Annotated in this window: 14 protein-coding genes; 10 read left to right on the top strand and 4 right to left on the bottom strand. The window is 49.8% G+C overall.

The window, feature by feature from the left end:
- Window positions 1-167: 167 nt before the first annotated feature.
- The 5 genes from NQ565_RS12375 to NQ565_RS12355 all read left to right on the top strand — a co-directional run bounded on the left by NQ565_RS12375 (window position 168) and on the right by NQ565_RS12355 (window position 4,599).
- Window positions 168-563 carry a hypothetical protein gene (locus tag NQ565_RS12375; protein WP_005653844.1) on the top strand — a complete coding sequence of 132 codons (396 nt, stop codon included), beginning with the start codon at window positions 168-170 and terminating at the stop codon, window positions 561-563.
- Window positions 564-565: 2 nt separating this feature from the next.
- Window positions 566-1,855 (top strand): DUF3440 domain-containing protein, encoded by a 1,290-nt coding sequence (locus tag NQ565_RS12370; protein WP_005653846.1) that lies wholly within the window; start codon window positions 566-568, stop codon window positions 1,853-1,855.
- Window positions 1,852-2,379: an IbrB-like domain-containing protein gene (locus NQ565_RS12365; protein ID WP_005653848.1), complete on the top strand. Its 528-nt coding sequence runs from the start codon at window positions 1,852-1,854 to the stop codon at window positions 2,377-2,379. The genes NQ565_RS12370 and NQ565_RS12365 overlap by 4 nt, the downstream gene beginning before the upstream one ends.
- A gap of 115 nt (window positions 2,380-2,494) precedes the next feature.
- Window positions 2,495-3,430: a UDP-glucuronic acid decarboxylase family protein gene (locus NQ565_RS12360; protein ID WP_005653850.1), complete on the top strand. Its 936-nt coding sequence runs from the start codon at window positions 2,495-2,497 to the stop codon at window positions 3,428-3,430.
- A gap of 41 nt (window positions 3,431-3,471) precedes the next feature.
- Window positions 3,472-4,599, top strand: a complete 1,128-nt coding sequence (locus tag NQ565_RS12355; protein WP_005653852.1) for an ATP-binding response regulator — start codon at window positions 3,472-3,474, stop codon at window positions 4,597-4,599.
- 104 nt (window positions 4,600-4,703) lie between these two features.
- Here the strand turns inward: NQ565_RS12355 and NQ565_RS12350 are convergent, their stop codons facing one another.
- The 4 genes from NQ565_RS12350 to uvrB all read right to left on the bottom strand — a co-directional run bounded on the left by NQ565_RS12350 (window position 4,704) and on the right by uvrB (window position 14,424).
- Window positions 4,704-7,595, bottom strand: coding sequence for a PD-(D/E)XK nuclease family protein (locus tag NQ565_RS12350; protein ID WP_005653855.1), 2,892 nt, complete (start codon window positions 7,593-7,595; stop codon window positions 4,704-4,706).
- Entirely contained in the window at window positions 7,592-10,975 is a 3,384-nt protein-coding gene (locus NQ565_RS12345) for a UvrD-helicase domain-containing protein (RefSeq protein ID WP_040315669.1), read from the bottom strand. Before NQ565_RS12345 ends, NQ565_RS12350 begins: the two co-directional genes overlap by 4 nt.
- A 247-nt stretch (window positions 10,976-11,222) precedes the next feature.
- Complete coding sequence (locus NQ565_RS12340) at window positions 11,223-12,281, bottom strand: linear amide C-N hydrolase (RefSeq protein WP_005653860.1); 1,059 nt, start codon at window positions 12,279-12,281, stop codon at window positions 11,223-11,225.
- Window positions 12,282-12,363: 82 nt separating this feature from the next.
- The gene (uvrB, locus tag NQ565_RS12335; protein WP_034536248.1) at window positions 12,364-14,424 is read right to left on the bottom strand and encodes an excinuclease ABC subunit UvrB; all 2,061 of its coding nucleotides are present in this window, start codon (window positions 14,422-14,424) and stop codon (window positions 12,364-12,366) included.
- A 254-nt stretch (window positions 14,425-14,678) separates the two neighbouring features.
- Here uvrB and NQ565_RS12330 point away from each other — a divergent pair, with 254 nt between their 5' ends.
- From NQ565_RS12330 to NQ565_RS12310, 5 genes are all read left to right on the top strand, one after another.
- Window positions 14,679-15,977 carry a phenylacetate--CoA ligase family protein gene (locus NQ565_RS12330; protein WP_005653864.1) on the top strand — a complete coding sequence of 433 codons (1,299 nt, stop codon included), beginning with the start codon at window positions 14,679-14,681 and terminating at the stop codon, window positions 15,975-15,977.
- A 19-nt stretch (window positions 15,978-15,996) separates the two neighbouring features.
- Window positions 15,997-16,422, top strand: a complete 426-nt coding sequence (locus NQ565_RS12325; protein WP_005653866.1) for a hypothetical protein — start codon at window positions 15,997-15,999, stop codon at window positions 16,420-16,422.
- Window positions 16,423-16,565: 143 nt separating this feature from the next.
- Complete coding sequence (locus NQ565_RS12320) at window positions 16,566-17,369, top strand: outer membrane protein assembly factor BamD (protein ID WP_005653868.1); 804 nt, start codon at window positions 16,566-16,568, stop codon at window positions 17,367-17,369.
- Between the two features lie 50 nt (window positions 17,370-17,419).
- Window positions 17,420-17,755 carry a DNA-directed RNA polymerase subunit omega gene (locus tag NQ565_RS12315; RefSeq protein ID WP_005653870.1) on the top strand — a complete coding sequence of 112 codons (336 nt, stop codon included), beginning with the start codon at window positions 17,420-17,422 and terminating at the stop codon, window positions 17,753-17,755.
- Window positions 17,755-18,213, top strand: a complete 459-nt coding sequence (locus tag NQ565_RS12310) for a DUF4293 domain-containing protein (RefSeq protein WP_005653872.1) — start codon at window positions 17,755-17,757, stop codon at window positions 18,211-18,213. Before NQ565_RS12315 ends, NQ565_RS12310 begins: the two co-directional genes overlap by 1 nt.

Below are 18,213 nucleotides of genomic sequence, written 5' to 3'. Positions count from 1 at the left end.
CTTTTATGTCTATTGATTATCAGTGAATTACAAATTCTGTATAAAAATAATAAATTACGACAATTTGAATCTTTATTCTTAAAACTGCTTAAAAATTACTTAAGGCATAAAGTTTAATATTTATCTTTGAACAATTTACAATCAAAACATAAAACCGATAATACTGAATGATACAAATTATACAATTAAAGGGAACAGACAGGCGGCTATATGAGCTTGTAGCGCCATTGGTGATGAATCCCGATGTCTTAAAGCAGAATTATAACTACCCGTTTCGTACATCGGAAGATTTTGTTTGGTTTGTGGCAGTAGAAAAGAGGAAAGTTATAGGTTTTATACCCGTAGAAGAAAAGAAGAAAGAGTGTATCATTAACAACTACTATGTAGAGGACAATAATGAAAGCACGCTGAAGCTATTATTGGAGAAGGTTATATCGAATGCAACTGCGGGTAAGGAATTGACATCGGTTACTTTCATGGAGCATTGTTCTCTTTTTAAGGAATTAGGTTTTTCGGAGGAGAAAGTCTGGACTCGCTACGTGAAAATGAAAAAAGACAGATAACTATGGCTGTTTCTAAAAATGTATACGAACTTGCGCAGGAACGTTTAGAGCTGATTTTTAAAGAGTTCGATACAATATGCGTGTCGTTTTCCGGAGGGAAGGACAGTGGCGTATTGCTGAACTTGTGCATAGATTACATCCGGCGTAATAATTTAAAGCGAAAATTGTGTGTGTTTCATATGGATTATGAGATACAGTACACCGTAACCATAGATTATGTAGACCGTATATTGGAAGCCAATAAGGATATTCTGGAGGTCTATCGGGTATGTGTCCCTTTCAAGGTCACCACCTGCACATCCATGTATCAGAGCTATTGGCGTCCCTGGGACGAGAGTATGAAGGAGCTTTGGGTGCGTCAGATGCCGCAGGGCTCTTATACGAAAGAAGCGTTCCCTTTCTATACGGAGAAAATGTGGGATTACGAATTCCAGATGCACTTTGCCAAATGGCTGCATCAGCGGAAAGATGCGGTGCGCACCTGTTTCCTTATTGGCATCCGCACGCAGGAAAGTTTCAACCGCTGGCGCAGTATTCATCTGAACCGTAAATACCAGATGTACCATAACTACAGGTGGACTTCCAAGATAGGCAATGACATATTCAACGCTTATCCCATCTACGACTGGAAAACAACGGACATATGGACTGCCAACGGTAAGTTCGGCTTCGATTATAACCATCTGTACGATTTGTATTATAAAGCGGGTGTCAATATAGAGCGCCAGCGTGTGGCAAGTCCGTTTCTGTGCGAGGCGCAGGAGAGCCTTGCATTGTATAAAGTGATAGACCCCAATACCTGGGGGAAGATGATAGGACGTGTCAACGGGGTGAACTTTACCGGTATCTATGGCGGTACTCACGCCATGGGCTGGCAGAGCGTACGCATTCCCGAAGGGTATACCTGGAAGAGCTTTATGCAATTCCTGCTTTCCACCTTGCCCGAAGAAACCCGGCGCAACTATCTGAAGAAGCTGACCGTCAGCATCGAATTCTGGCGGACAAAAGGGGGATGCTTGGGCGAGAATACCATAAAGAAGCTGCAAGATGCAGGCATTCCCATCGAAGTGATGAATCATACCAATTATAAGACAAACAAGAAACCTGTCCGCATGGATTATCTGGATGATATCGATATAACGGAATTCAGGGAAATCCCTACCTACAAGCGCATGTGCATCTGTATCTTAAAGAACGACCACGCGTGCAAGTACATGGGGTTTGCCCTGACCAAAGAGGAGATATACAAGCGAGACAAGATAATGGAACAATTCAAAAATATGATGTTATGAGTGTAGATAAAAGTCCGGTATATAATGTAAAAGCAATTCCCGTAGAAAAGATACAGGCCAATGATTATAACCCCAATGTAGTGGCACCGCCCGAAATGAAATTGCTGGAACTGTCCATCTGGGAAGACGGATTTACAATGCCCTGCGTGTGCTATTACGACCAAGAAAAAGACAACTATATATTGGTAGACGGCTACCACCGCTATCAGGTATTGAAAACTTCCAAGCGGATTTATCAGCGCGAAAACGGCTTGCTGCCGGTTGTTGTAATTGACAAGGAGCTGTCCAACCGCATGGCGTCCACTATCCGCCATAACCGTGCGCGCGGGGCGCATAACATCGAGTTGATGTGCAACATCGTTGCCGAACTGGACCGTGCCGGTATGTCCGACCAGTGGATTATGAAAAACATAGGAATGGACCGGGACGAGCTGCTTCGTCTGAAGCAAATTTCGGGTTTGGCAGACCTGTTTGCCAATAAAGATTTCAGTATTCCTGACAACAAGCCGGAATATATGCCTTGATAGTTGAAATAATTCTCCTGTAAACTTGCATATTTTAGTCAAATCGCCTACATTTGTCAGCACATAAACAGAACAAACAAGTTGCATGGTCTTCGGACACAGAAATAAGTGCTGCATGAAAAAAATATTGGTTAGCGGTGGTGCCGGCTTTATAGGTTCTCATCTGTGTACCCGGCTGATTAAAGACGGACACGAAGTAATATGCCTGGACAATCTCTTCACCGGTTCGGAAGAGAACATAGCCCACCTGAAAGGAAATCCCCGTTTTCAGTTTGTGCTTCACGATGTGGAATTGCCCTATGAGGCGGAAGTCGATGAGATTTATAACCTGGCTTGCCCCGCATCGCCGGTACATTATCAGCACGATGCCATAAAGACTATTAAAACTTCGGTATTGGGAGCCATCAATATGCTGGGGCTGGCCAAAAAGACGGGTGCAAAAATCATGCAGGCGTCTACCAGCGAAATCTACGGCGATCCTGTCATACATCCCCAAGTGGAAAGTTATTGGGGAAATGTAAATCCAATCGGTATCCGTTCTTGTTATGATGAAGGCAAGCGTTGCGCAGAGACGCTTTTTATGGATTATTACCGTCAGAACGGAATACGCATAAAGATTATACGTATTTTCAATACATACGGTCCGCGCATGCTGCCCGACGACGGGCGGGTGGTTTCCAACTTTGTGGTCCAGGCATTGCAGGACAAGGACATCACCATTTACGGTTCGGGCGCCCAGACCCGCAGTTTCCAGTACGTGGACGACTTGATAGAGGGGATGGTACGTATGATGAATACGGAAGAAGGCTTTATCGGTCCGGTAAATTTGGGCAATCCCAACGAGTTCTCCATCCTTGAACTGGCAGAGAAGGTTATTAGGCTGACAGGCTCCAAATCAAAACTGATATTCAAACCACTGTCGCACGATGACCCGAGACAACGGAAACCGGACATTACGTTGGCCAAACATAAACTGGACTGGCAGCCTGCAATAGAGCTGGAGGAAGGCTTGCTCCACATGATTGAATATTTCGGCAAGTATCGTTCCTGAATAAATATGGTACCAATAACGGGAAAAAATATAATACAAAGATGAACATGGAAATAAATCCTTCTGAGTACAAAATCCTCATCGTAGATGATGTGATGTCCAACGTATTGTTGTTGAAAGTACTCCTGACAAATGAGAAGTTTGCGATTGCTACGGCAAACAACGGACGGCAGGCCTTGGAGCAAGTGGATAAAGAACGTCCGGACTTGCTGCTGCTGGATGTGATGATGCCCGATTTAAGCGGCTTTGAAGTAGCGCAGCGTCTCAAATCCAATCCCGATACAGCGGATATTCCAATCATCTTTTTGACAGCGTTGAACAGTACGACGGATATAGTGAAAGGTTTTCAGGCGGGTGCCAGCGACTTTATCTCCAAACCTTTCAATAAGGAAGAGCTGATAATCCGTGTCACTCATCAGATTTCATTGGTGGCGGCCAAACGTATCATTCTGAATAAGACGGAAGAGTTGCAGCGCATCATTGCCGGGCGCGACAAGTTGTATTCTGTGATTGCCCACGATCTGCGTTCTCCGATGGGCTCTATCAAGATGGTGCTGAACATGCTGATGCTCAATCTGCCCGTTGAGAAGATTGGCGGTGAGATGTACGAACTGCTGACAATGGCAAACCGGACAACGGAAGATGTGTTTTCATTGCTGGATAACCTGTTGAAGTGGACAAAAAGCCAGATTGGCAACCTGAATGTTGTCTATCAGGATGTGGATGCCGTGGAAGTGGTAGACAGCGTGATTGATGTGTTCAATATGGTGGCCGGCTTGAAGAAAATTACCATCCGTGAAGAAAAGCCGGAGAAGCTGCCTGTCTGTACCGATATTGATATGCTGAAAACCATTATTCGCAATCTGCTGAGCAATGCCATTAAATTCAGCAACGAAAATTCGGAAGTGTTGGTGAAGATGGAAGAGCAAGGAGATACGGTGGTAGTCAGTGTAAAAGACAGCGGCTGCGGCATCGATGAAGAAGGACAGCAGAAACTGCTGCATACAGATACGCATTTCAGTACGTTCGGCACAAATAATGAAGAAGGCTCCGGACTGGGATTGCTGCTGTGTCAGGATTTTGCAGTGAAGAGTGGCGGCAAGTTGTGGTTTACATCCAAGAAAGGAGAGGGTTCGACATTCTATTTTTCCATCCCGTTGAAGAAATAAAAAAGAGTACAATAAAACAATAGGGTGCTAAAGTGATATTGGCTGCAATATGATTTCTCAGATTTTATTACTTTAATTGCCCTATTGTTTTTTATTGTACTCCTCTATTTCTTGCACAGTCTTTTAAAGTCACAGTATTCGCATTTCTTCGCATCTTCCGTTTGGGTAAAAGGCTCTTCGGGATTGTATATCTCCTGCAGGAGCGCTGATAGCCGTTCGCGAAACTCATCTTCATAAAACGCAAAATTGTTGACCGGCACTTTGGGCTGGCGCGGTGCGCCCATCTCGATAACGGGCGAGTAACTCTCGGATGCCGCACGGTGGATGTACAGCAGGGATGGAGCTACCTTCAGTCCTTGCTTGCGGCACATAATGGCAGCATACAGGAAAGTCTGGAAGATGTAGTTCGGACGGTTGTCGGCAGGGGTAAACAACTGCTCTATGCTTTCGGGAGTCTTGGGAGTGCCACCCGTCTTGTAGTCCACGATGCGCAGGGTATCGCCTTTGCTGTCCATACGGTCTATCGTTCCGCCGATATTCAGCGGAAGCATTCCGGAAGGAGTCTCTATCTCCAGGGTTTCCGTTACTTTTTGTTCCATGCCTTCCATACGGAAAGGGGCGTACTGCAGGTCGTTGCGGAGCAATTGCCGCAGATAGGATGCGATTACTTTGGAGTGGATAAGCTGTGTGCCGTTGTATTCGGGTTGCTCGCCGGCAGGCACATGGAAAAACTCTTCCTTGAAGGCGGTGTCTACGTATGCCTGCAACCTTACGTCGTTGCGGAGCAACTGCTCCAGGTCTTCCCGGCGTATCTCCTTTCCGTTGGCTGTGAGGTCCTGGTATACCAGCTCGGCGGAACGGTGGAAGATGGTTCCGAACAGGGCGGAGTCTATCTCTGCGCTTACCTCGTCGGGAGCTTTCAGTCCGGCAACGTAGCGGTAGTAGAATCTGAGCCGGCAGTCGAGGTAGGTGTTGAGTGCCGAAGGCGAAAAGAGTGCGTTGGGATGCCGGCGGATGTCGTATGCGTTGTACATCCGTTGCAGTACCTCGTCCGTCTTGTGTATTTCAATCTTGAGGCTTTGTTGGGGAGATTGCCCGGCTTCCAGATATTGGCGTGAGATGTCGTGGGGAGACTCGACGAGAAACTGGAGCATGAAGCGCGACATCTCACCCCGGTTCAGTCCGTCGGATGCCGTATTGTACAGCAAGGTAATGTTCTCCGCACGCTGTATGAGGCGGTAGAAGTAGTAGGCATACACGGAGTTCTTATGCTCGATGGTAGTCATGCCGAACGCCTTGCGCAGGTTATAGGGGATGAAAGACGAATCGCCGCCCGCCTTGGGGAGCTGCCCTTCGTTGAGGGACAGCATGATGAGGTTGCGGAAGTCGAGGTTACGCGTTTCCAGTACGCCCATTACCTGCATGCCGATGGCGGGCTCGCCGTGAAACGGGATGTTGGTGGCGGTGAGCAGGCGGTTCATCAGGCGTTTCAGCGTGTCTGTATGCAGGCTCAGCCCGTCATTCTCTATCAGGCTGAGCAGGCGGTTGATGAGGGTGTAGCCCTTGAATAGGGACTCCCGGTAGAGCTGGTTGAAGATGTCCTCTTCGTCTTTCTCCTGACGGTATATGACGGCCACTTCGCGCAGCAGCTCGGTGAGATAGCGGCAGATGGCAGCAGTTCCGTTCTGCGGGGTGAATACCTGTTCGAGAAAAGCGTCTTTTTTAAGCTCCGACGGGAGAGGGTAGAAGCGGTTGTCCTTGGTGAGCTGCTTCTCCAGGTCTTCGGCCGTGGCGGACAGTTGCCGGGTGTAAGGATGCTTCAGTACGGCAAGTGCGGCTTCGTAGGTATAGCGTCCCGTATCCCTGCGGTAGCCGGTAGTTTGCAGTTCCATAAGGGCATTGATATAGCTGTATACGGGTGTCTGCGCCAGTGGAAATCCCATGGTTATGTTTACGTTCTCCACTTCCGGCGGGATGGAGTGCAGCACGGGCAGCAACAGTGCCTCGTTGCATAGCACAATGGCGTTTTCCTTCTCCTTGCTTGCTTCGGTATCGCTTTTCACGACCGTGCGCACCCATTGGGGCAGGTAGCGGGCCTGCGCATTCTCCGTAGGAGCGGATATGAAACGTATTTTCTTGGGATGCCGCAAGACATCGAAGGCAGTTTCGGGCAGTTGGTTGGGAAACAGCTTCAGGTTGCGCAGGATAAATTCGCCCGCTTCGTGCACATAGGGCGGTTGCTGTTCGTGGGGCAGGCGGGTGTAGAACACGTCATAATCCCAGTAGAACATAGCTTTGCCCGCATCCTGCAGGCGTTGGAAGAAGTGGGTTTCTACCTTGTTCAGCACGTTGAAGCCCACGAATACGTAGCGGTCGTAGCGCAGCCGGTCCGTATCAAGCTCCTCTATTACATGGCGGTACATCATGCCTTCGTATGCGATGCCCAGTTCGGAGAGGTTCTTCCGGTAGTGTCGGTAGATGTCTCCCAGCTTGTCCCAAAGGGAGATGAACTTCTCTTTGAGCTGCGTGCGTTTGTCGATGGAGAAGTTCTGGAAAAACTGTTGTATGGCTTCTTCCTGCTCCTGGTCGAGGAAGTCGTAGTCGTCCATGATGTTCTTCAAATCCTGCAGGTTGCTGAACAGCTTGTCGGCATCTACCAGGTTCTTGTCGGCATCGTCGAAGTCGCTGATAAGCAGCTCGCCCCAGAAATAGAAATCATCCAGAGGCTCTTCGCTGTGCGTTTCTTCGCGGAACACTTTGTACAGTTCGCACACCAGCCGGATAGGGTCGCCGGGTTTCAGAGGCGAAAGGCTGCGGAACAGTTCGCTGATGTTGACATATGCGGGAGACCACAACGGGCGGTCGCTCTGAGCCGCCAGGTATTCGTTGAAGAACAGGCTGGCACGCTTGTTGGGGAATACGATTGCCGTGCGCGACAGGTCGTTCCCTATCTTGGAGTATAGGTCTTGGGCTACTGATTGAAGGAATGTTTTCATACTTTCTCTATTATTTCTTCTTCTACATACCACAGATACCCGCTGATGGCATTGGCGTCATATCCCATGCGGACAAGTAATTCCATATACCCTTGTACCTGTTTGTTATATTTCTTGTTGGGCTTGCCGAACTTGAAGTCTACGACCACGATTGCACCGTCGCGCATCATTACGCGGTCGGGGCGGCGGTTGCGGAGCTCTCCGTTCTCCTGCCAGATGATGTCGCATTCGTTGAACAACTGCCAGGTTCCCGAATACCAGTCCTTGATTTGCGGTTGTGCAAATGCCTTGCGGGTGAGTTCCCGTATCTCTTCCTCTGTCTCGGCACGGCCGATGATACCTTCGAATACCAGACGGTTGACGGCATCGTCGATGTCCGCTTCCGTTTCAATGGCGGAGAACAGCGTATGCAGCAGACGCCCCCGGTTGATGAAGCGCCGGCCGGACTCGGCTTCGTCTACTCCGGCTATGAAGTCGGCGGAACGGTTGGACTGCCGGAATTCGATGTCGTGGCGCATGCTTTCCGTATGTACCGGAAGCTTGACGGGCTTCTGTGCAAGCTTGTTCACAGTGCGGTTTTTCCCGTCCGGAGTGTCCGCATCCTTGTCCTTTCCCTTCCGAACGCAGTGAAGGAGCGCCTCTTCCGACGGATATACCGCTCCGCTTTCATAGATGCTCCCTTCTTCGTCCCAACCTCCTTCTTCCGCTTTGGCCACTTGGGGCAGGGCGGCGGAGAGAAGTTCGGACATAGTGCCTTTCTGGTCTTTCCGGCTCCATACGATAAGATTCTTTCCGGCACGGGTGAATGCCACGTACAGCAGGTTCAGGTTATCCACCCACAACTGCAACCGCTCGTTGAGGTAATCCTGCCGGTAAACGGACTCCGCCATTGTGGACGAGTAGTTGACGGGTACAAGGTCTATGGCATTGTACGGCGCTTCGGGGGCGGTGCACCACACCAGTTGGTTGTATGTTTCGTTCTCCAGTTTCCAGTCGCAGAAGGGGATGAGCACGGTATGGAACTCCAGTCCCTTGGACTTGTGGATGGAGAAGATGCGTATGCCGTCCATTTCTCCGCTGGGAATGGTTTTGTTGCAAAGCGTCTCGTCCCAGTAGCGGATGAAACCGTCGAGGTCGGAAGAGTTGTTTTGCAGGTACTCTGTCACCGCATCGAAGAAAGAGAACAGATAGGCGTCCTGCTTTCCGATGCGTCCCATGTCGAACAGTGTGAAGAGTTCTTCCAACAGTTCGTACAGAGGCATCAGGCGCAATTCGTCCATACGGGCGACGAACTCTGCGGGAAGCGCGGTCCTTGCATCGGCGGTCAGCAGTTTGTGCCAGTCGGCAGGCGCTGCAAGGGGAGCTTCCGCTTCTCCCTTACCGGTAATCTGCAAACTGTAATTCGTGATTAACGAGGCTCTTGCTATCTTTTCTTCCGGATTGGACAGGTAGCGCAGGGCATCTATCAGCATGCAAATGGCAAGCGAGGCATCCAAGCGGAACGCTTCGTCCGATACAACGGGCAGGTGCAGCTCTTTGTCGAAGTAATCCGCAATGGGTGGTATATTCTTGTTTTTGCGCACAAGAATGGTTATATCGTTCAGCTTTACGCCTTCCGAAAGCAGCCTTTGCACTTCTTCGCCCATAGCCGACAGGGTCTTTTCCGTATAGTTCTGTTCTTCATCGGGCTCCAGGAAGGAGACTTTGACATAGCCTTTGTTTTCCGTCTTGGGAGACTCCTGGGCTACATCGGCATAGGCGCGTTTCAAGGGGATGCACTCTTCCTTCAGCTCTTCCAGATGCAATGCGTTCAGATAGTCTACTGCGGCGGTAAACAGGCGGTTGTTGAAGTGGATGACATTCGTTTCGCTCCGACGGTTTGTCTTCAAGGTTTCCACGCGCACCGGGAAAGGGAAGGGGAGCTGGACACCGCTTTCGCAGTGTAGGGGTTTAGCGTCGTAAAGTGGCACTTCAGCATCGTAAAGTGGCACTTTAGCATCGCAGAGTGGCACTTTAGACTGGTCGCTTCCCAAGCTGTTCAATATCCCCCAGTCGCCATTCCGCCAGCGGTATATGGACTGTTTCACATCGCCCACAATGAGGCTGTCCGCTCCCTGCGAAAGCCCTTCGAGCAGCAGCAGGCGGAAGTTGTCCCATTGCATGCGGCTTGTGTCCTGGAACTCGTCTATCATTACGTTGCGGATGTTGGCGCCTATCTTCTCGAATACGAAAGAGGAGTCGCCTTCGTGCACTAATTTGTGCAGCAGCGCATTGGTGTCGGACAGCAGAAACCGGTTGTGCTCGCGGTTCAGGGTGCGTACTTCTTCGTCGATGTGATTGAGCAGTTGCAGTTTGTTGAGGTGTTGCAGCGAGAGGCGGCAACTGTTTATCGTGCGGTTCTTCTGCGGGCGGAATCTTTCCGCATCCTGAAGCAGGGGTATCAGGCTGGTTTCGGCAAGGCGGATAATCTCGTCCTTGCGCGAAGATGTCTTGGTAGCCCAGTTCCTGGCGTCCGCCAGGCAGTTTTGCAGGGTGGCATTCAAAACATCCTTATCCGCCAGCCGTCCGTCGCGCAGCTTGCGGAAATAGCTGCCTATGCCGCGTGCACCGCCTTTCAGGTCTTCGGGCACAAGGGCATGGCCTTCCAGCTCGCCTTCGAACTGGTCGTAGAAGCCTTTCATCTGCTCCAGTGCATCGGTCTCCATTTCACGCAGTACGTCGCGATAGAGCTTTATCGTTTCGGGAGAGCGCAGCTTGAACCGCAATCCTTCGCCGCGTTCTATGTAGCTTTCGTCGAAAATGTTCCGTCCGAAGCTTTTTACTTCGTTGGACACATTCCAGCGTTTGTCATCGGCAATGCGCTCGTTGATGTAGTCCAGCAGCCAGGCCAGTACGGGCGAAGAGGGGGTGAGCTTTTCAATCATGCTGTCTACGGCGTCGCTCAGCACCTCGGCGTTGTTCAGCTCGATGTTCAGGTTGGGGCTGAGTTCCAGTTCGCGGGCAAGGTTGCGCATGACCGACTGGAAAAACGAGTCGATTGTCTCCACGCGGAAGCGGCTGTAGTCGTGCAGCATATACTGCAATGCCATTCCGGCGCGTTGGCGCAACTCCCTGTCGGAAAGAGAGGCGGTTTCCGGCTTCTTTGCCAAATCTTCTTTGATACGTTTCAGGTAGGCATCCGATGCGGGGTCTTCCTTCCAGATGCCGTAGAGCTGCGTCAGGATGCGCTCTTTCATTTCCGCCGTAGCCTTGTTGGTAAAGGTCACGGCAAGTATCTGCCGGTAGGCGCGGGGATTGAGAATCAGAAGCTTGATGTATTCCACTGCCAGTGTGAAGGTCTTGCCCGAACCGGCTGAGGCTTTGTATACTAATAGTTCCATGTAGGCATGCAGGTTTGAAGTTTGGTTGCAAACATACGGAAAAATCATGAGAAAGACTCTTAAGTGCGCCATGAAAAAGAGGCATGCAAAAAGAGGTGCCTTGAAAAAAAAGGTTCATTATCCGTCTCTTTTCAGACATGAGTTGCACGGATTTCACAGAAAAAGGATAAGGTAAATCTGTGAAGTCCGTGCTTGAAAGAAATTGTCAAGTGCATTTTGACAACTTCGTTTATGTATAAGCCTTATCTCAGAGAACCGGGGTCTGGAACAGGAACGTGAAAGAAGGGCTGTCTTTCAAATCCTTTACGGCATCTCCCGCATAGACCTCTCCGTTGGTCAGCGAGAGTTTCTTGACCTTGGCTTGGGGGCTGAAATCCATCTTCTTCAAATCGAGCCAGAAGAGGTTGGGAGTAAGGGTGGATTCAAAGTAATATACCTTATCTTTCTGATTGGCTACCGAGCGCCAGCGCGTGGAAGAGATGTGAGGCTTGTCGGGCGTAGTGATTCCGAACGGTACGGATACGTTACGCATCACACTCAATACGCTGGGGACTGCAATCGCCGCGTCTGCTGTCTGCGGAATGGCATGAATGTAGAATGACGCGCGTACAAAGCGGTCGCTGGAGCGGTTGGTTCCGGGCAGCATCTGCAATCCGCCGACTTCCTTCCAATAGTCGTTGACGGCCAATTGGTACTCGTATCTGGGCGAGTTGGTCATCACCCGGTATTCCTTGCCCTCGTGGATGCTTAGTTTCCCGTCCAGATATTCCAGGATAGCGGTATTCCCCGTTTCGTCCGTAATAGCCAGATGAAGGGTAGAAGCCGAGCCGTTGGGCATTCGGGGAGCGTCGATGCGGAAAGTCTCCTTCTTCAGTTCGTCCACGGCTTCGCGCACGGTGGCGAAGTTGTCGAGCACATACTGCGTCCAGATGCTGATGCCCATTACGGGGCGGGTGTCTCCGGGACGGTCGTATACGGACTCCGGCAGGAACAGCAGTCCGGCCACCAGCCCTTTCTCGTTCATGCCGTCGCACGTACCTATATCATAGCCCGTGGCAATGACGCTGCCGTACTTTGAAGTCCATTTCACTGTTTCGCCTTTATTGTAGCCGGCCCGTTGTATTCCTCGCGGAAACACGTAGATGTTGCTCATGATGTCCTCTTTCCAGTCCATCGTACGGCCTGTGATAACCAGATTCTCCGGTCCGATGTAAGTGGCGCGCGTGCATGCGTCCGCTTGCTGTATGGTTACTGAAAACAGGGCAGCCAAGGCTGTCAGCGCTACCGTTCCTCTTTTTTTATTCATAATCTTGTTTGTTAAATGGGTTATATGCAAAGAGTAACAAATGCGGCGTCAAACAGTTTGATACAGACAGGCTTTTTAGCTTCTATTCCGTTTTTTCTTTCAGCAGTTCTTCCATTTTCAGTACTTCGTCGCGGTATTGTGCGGCTTCGATGAAGTCGAGTTTCTTGGCAGCTTCCTGCATCAGTTTCCTGGTGCGCTCGATGCTCTTTTCGAGTTGGGCGCGGCTCATGTACCGGACAATCGGGTCTGCGGCAACCGTGGTGCTGCTCTCTTGTTCCACATAGGGACGGGGCGCGGTTGCCGGGGATTTTTCCTTGCCGGTTCCACCTTCGGCAAATCCTTCCGTGCCGGCAAATACGTTGAGGTTCTTTGCTTTCCTGATTTGCTGAGGGGTGATGCCGTGCTCCTCGTTATATTTCAACTGCTTCTCGCGGCGGCGGTTGGTTTCGTCGATGGTGAGCTGCATGCTTTCCGTTATCTTGTCGGCATACATGATAACCATGCCGTTGACGTTGCGGGCGGCGCGTCCCGCCGTCTGTGTCAGCGAGCGGTGGGAGCGGAGAAATCCCTCCTTGTCGGCATCCAGAATAGCCACAAGAGACACCTCCGGCAAGTCCAGTCCCTCACGCAGAAGGTTGACACCGACAAGTACATCGTACTCGCCCTCGCGCAAGTCGCTCATAATCTTTACACGTTCCAGCGTGTCTACGTCGCTGTGTATGTAGTTGCACTTTACGCTGTTGTTGAGCAGATACTCCGTCAGCTCTTCCGCCATGCGCTTGGTCAGCGTGGTGACGAGGGTGCGCTCGTTGCGTTCGATGCGCAACTGGATTTCTTCCATCAGGTCGTCTATCTGGTTGTGGCTGGGACGCACTTCGATAATGGGGTCCAGCAAACCGGTAGGACGGATTACCTGCTCCACAACGATGCCTTCGGATTGCATCAGTTCGTAGTCGGCAGGGGTGGCGCTGACGTATATCACCTGCTTTGCCATCGACTCGAATTCCTCGAACTTCAGCGGGCGGTTGTCCATTGCGGCGGGAAGCCGGAAACCGTATTCCACCAGGTTTGTCTTCCGGGCACGGTCGCCGCCGTACATGGCGCGTATCTGCGGAACGCTGACGTGACTTTCGTCAATGACGATAAGAAAATCATCGGGAAAGAAATCCAGCAGACAGTAGGGGCGCGTACCTGCCGCACGCCCGTCGAAATAGCGCGAATAGTTTTCTATGCCCGAGCAGTGACCCAGTTCGCGCAGCATCTCCATGTCGTAGGTAACACGCTCCTGCAGACGCTTTGCCTCGAAAGGACGGCCTTCGCTTTCGAACCACTGCACCTGCTTGTGCAGGTCGTCCTCTATCTCGTGGATGGCGCGCAGGGTGGCTTCTTTGGTAGTCATGAAGAGGTTGGCGGGGTATATCTTGTAAGCATCGAAACGGGCGATTGTAACACCGCTCACGGGGTCTACCTCTTCGATGCTGTCCACCTCGTCTCCCCAGAAAACGATGCGCAGAAGGTTGTCGGCGTATGCAAGGTAGATGTCTACGGTATCGCCCTTTACACGGAAGTTGCCGCGGTTCAGGTCGATGTCGTTGCGGACGTAGAGGCTGTCTACAAGACGGCGCAGGAATACGTTGCGGCTGTAGGTTTTTCCCTGCTGCACTTCGATTACGTTGTTATAGAAATCCGCCGGATTTCCCATACCGTAGATGCACGATACGGAAGATACCACCACCACGTCCTTGCGTCCGGAAAGCAGGGCGGAAGTGGCGGCAAGCCGCAGCTTGTCTATTTCGTCGTTGATGGCGAGGTCCTTTTCTATATAGGTGTCCGAAGAGGGCAGGTAGGCTTCGGGCTGGTAATAGTCGTAATAGGATACGTAATATTCCACCGCGTTGTTCGGGAAGAATCCCTTGAACTCGCTGTAGAGTTGTGCCGCCAGCGTCTTGTTGTGGCTCAATATGAGCGTAGGCTTGTTGATGTTGGCTATGACGTTGGCAATGGTGAATGTCTTTCCGGAGCCGGTCACGCCCAGCAAGGTCTGTGCGGGAACTCCCTCAAGCACTCCTTCGGTGAGCTGTGCGATTGCTTCCGGCTGGTCGCCGGTGGGGCGGTAGGCGGATGTTAACTCGAATTTATTCATTTCATCAGGATTGTCGGGCAAAGATAGGAAAGGTATGAAAATAAAGCAACTTAATGGGTCTAAAAACGTCAGTCTCATTCCCGATATCATTGCAGAAGAACTCGGCAGACTGAAAAGAATGTAAATATATCATATCTTTTTCTACTCCTTGATGAATGTTGAAGTTTTTGTGCTGAAAATTTGCAAATCAGTAAGTAAAACATAACTTTGCGGTATCAATTTAACAATAACCATTAATGTAATACAACAAAAACATGATTTGGAACGAGAGTATCGAATGCATGGACCGCGAAAGTCTTCGTAAAATCCAGGGCATTCGTCTTAAAAAGACAGTGGAGCGTGTGTATCATGACACTCCTTTCTATCGCAGGAAAATGCAGGAACTGGGCATTACCCCCGATGACATCAACAGCATCGATGATATCGTGAAACTTCCTTTTACCACCAAATACGACCTTCGCGACAATTATCCTTTCGGGCTTTGTGCCGTTCCCATGAGTCAGATAGTCCGTATTCACGCATCTTCCGGAACAACGGGGAAACCTACCGTGGTGGGGTATACACGTAAAGACCTGTCGGTATGGTCGGAATGCCTGTCGCGTGCTTTTACGGCATACGGTGCGGGCAGCTCGGACATTTTCCAGATATCCTACGGATACGGGCTCTTTACCGGCGGACTGGGTGCGCATGCCGGTGCCGAGAATATCGGTGCATCCGTCATTCCGATGTCCAGCGGCAATACGGAGAAACAGATTACACTGATGCACGATTTCGGTTCGACGGTGCTTTGCTGCACGCCCTCTTATGCGTTGTATCTGGCGGATGCCATTAAGGACTCCGGTTTCCCGCGCGAGGAGTTCAAGCTGAAGTTCGGTGCATTCGGTGCAGAGCCGTGGACGGAGAATATGCGCCGCGACATCGAGGCGAAGTTGGGAATAAAGGCTTATGATATTTACGGGCTGAGCGAAATAGCAGGCCCCGGCGTGGGGTACGAGTGCGAATGCCAGCATGGGACGCATCTCAACGAAGACCATTATTTCCCCGAAATAGTAGACCCGAACACTCTTGAACCGGTTGCTCCGGGCGAGACGGGCGAACTGGTGTTTACCCACCTCACCAAAGAGGGCATGCCGCTGCTGCGATACCGCACCAAAGACCTTACCGCCCTGCATTACGACAAATGTCCCTGCGGCCGTACACTGGTGCGTATGGACCGTATTCTCGGGCGTAGCGATGATATGCTCATCATCCGTGGCGTGAATGTATTCCCCACGCAGATTGAATCCGTCATTCTCGAAATGCCCGAATTCGAACCGCATTACCTGTTGCTCGTCGACCGTAAGAATAATACGGATACCATGGAACTGCAAGTGGAAGTCCGTCCGGAATACTACTCGGATGAAATCAACAAGATGCTGGCTTTGAAGAAAAAGCTTACCGCACGCCTGCAAAGCGTACTGGGCCTGGGCGTGGATGTCCGCCTGGTAGAGCCGCGCAGCATCGAGCGCAGCGTAGGTAAAGCGAAGCGCGTAATCGACAATCGTAAATTGTAAATCGTAAAATAGTAAACTTATGGTAGCAAAACAACTTTCTATTTTTTTGGAAAACAAGTCCGGTCGCCTTACGGAAGTGACGGAAGTTCTTGCCAAAGAGGGTGTCAATCTCTCTGCACTCTGTATAGCCGAGAATGCCGATTTCGGTATTCTTCGCGGCATTGTGTCCGAACCTGATAAGGCGTATAAGGTATTGAAGGATAATCATTTTGCCGTCAATGTGACCGATGTGGTGGGAATCAGTTGTCCCAATATTCCGGGTTCATTGGCAAAGGTGCTCCGTTGCCTGTCTGATGAAGGCGTGTTCATCGAATATATGTACTCCTTTGCCAACGGGCAGACTGCCAATGTCATTATCCGTCCCAACGATATGGAAAACTGTATCCGGGTATTGACGGAGAAAAAGGTGGACTTGCTGGCTGCGAGCGACTTGTATAAACTGTAAAAAAAGGACAGTATGAAGGTTATGAAAGGGAGTGTGTCAAAGTAGGGATACCCCATTCATCTTTGTTTTTGAAAAATTAAGGTGCGTATCTTTGTTTAATTCGATGCGAACCTCTATCTTTGCACATTATTTGAATAAAAGTAATGAAGAAGAACGTCCTTATAACTTTGCTTGCAGCACTGCTGCTCTCCTCATGCGGAGAATACAACAAGTTGCTGAAAAGCACAGACTACGAATACAAGTATGAAGCGGCAAAGAATTACTTCGCAAAAGGCCAGTACAGTCGTGCTGCCACGTTGCTGAACGAGTTGATTGCCATTCTTAAAGGTACTGATAAAGCGGAAGAGTCTCTTTACATGCTGGGTATGAGCTATTATAACCAGAAAGATTATCAGACTGCCGCGCAGACATTTACCCAATACTATAATGTGTACCCGCGCGGTACGTTTACCGAACTGGCGCGTTTCCATGCCGGAAAGGCATTGTTCCTGGATACGCCGGAGCCCCGTTTGGACCAGTCCGGTACATACAGTGCGATTCAGCAACTGCAAATGTTCCTCGAATATTTCCCTGACAGCTCGAAGAAAGACGAGGCCCAAAGCATGATATTCGCTTTGCAGGACAAGCTGGTTATGAAAGAATATCTCTCTGCCAAGCTCTATTATAATTTGGGAAATTATTTGGGAAATAATTATGAGTCTTGCGTTATCACTGCACAGAACGCATTAAAGGATTACCCTTACACCAATATGCGTGAAGATTTGTCCATCCTTATCCTGCGCGCCAAATACGAAATGGCGGTGTATAGTGTGGAAGACAAGCGTGCGGAACGTTATCGTGAAGCGGTAGACGAATATTACGCCTTTAAGAACGAGTTTCCCGAAAGCAAATACATGAAAGATGCCGACCGCATCTTCAAGGAAGCGCAGAAGATTTTGAAGGACTGACAGAAAGTGAAACAATTGTTGTAGAATAAAATTAATTTAGATAGAAATTTATGGATTACAGAAAGACAAATGCTCCTACTACTACGGTGACTCGTGATATGATGGAGTTGTGTGAGGATACCGGTAATGTATATGAATCAGTAGCGATTATTGGTAAGCGTGCCAATCAGATCAGTGTTGAAATCAAGAATGACCTTTCCAAGAAGCTGGCCGAGTTTGCTTCTTACAACGATAATCTTGAGGAGGTATTCGAGAATCGCGAACAGATTGAGATTTCCCGTTATTATGAGAAGTTGCCGAAACCGACATTGATTGCCACTCAGGAATATCTTGAAGGTAAGGTATATTATCGTAATCCTTCCAAGGAAAAAGAGAAATTGCAGTAATGATACAGCGTATTCAATCCGTTTATTTGTTATTGGTGGCTATCCTGCTGGTTGTGGCTCTTTGCTTGCCGGTGGGACAGTTTATCGGTCCGGATGGGATAGCGGCTCATATATTCAAGCCGTTGGGCGTGACTTTGGCCGATGGAAACTTCCAGTCTACATGGGGCTTGTTCGGCATTCTGCTGTTGAGTGCGATTATTGCGTTATGCACCATATTCCTGTTCCGTAACCGTATGTTGCAGGTTCGTATGACGGTGTTCGGCAGTCTTTTGCTGATAGGTTATTACATTGCTTTCTTCGCGTTTATGTTTATCCTGAAAAACGATTTGAATGCAATGGCTTTCCAGTTGGGATGGGCTTTATGCCTGCCTGCCGTATGTATCATACTGAATTATCTGGCTTTCCGAGCTATCTATCGTGATGAGCTGATGGTGAAGGCTGCGGACAGATTGAGATAA

Source organism: Bacteroides stercoris ATCC 43183 (assembly GCF_025147325.1).
GTDB classification, from domain to species: domain Bacteria; phylum Bacteroidota; class Bacteroidia; order Bacteroidales; family Bacteroidaceae; genus Bacteroides; species Bacteroides stercoris.
This window is presented reverse-complemented; position numbering and strand designations above follow the sequence as displayed.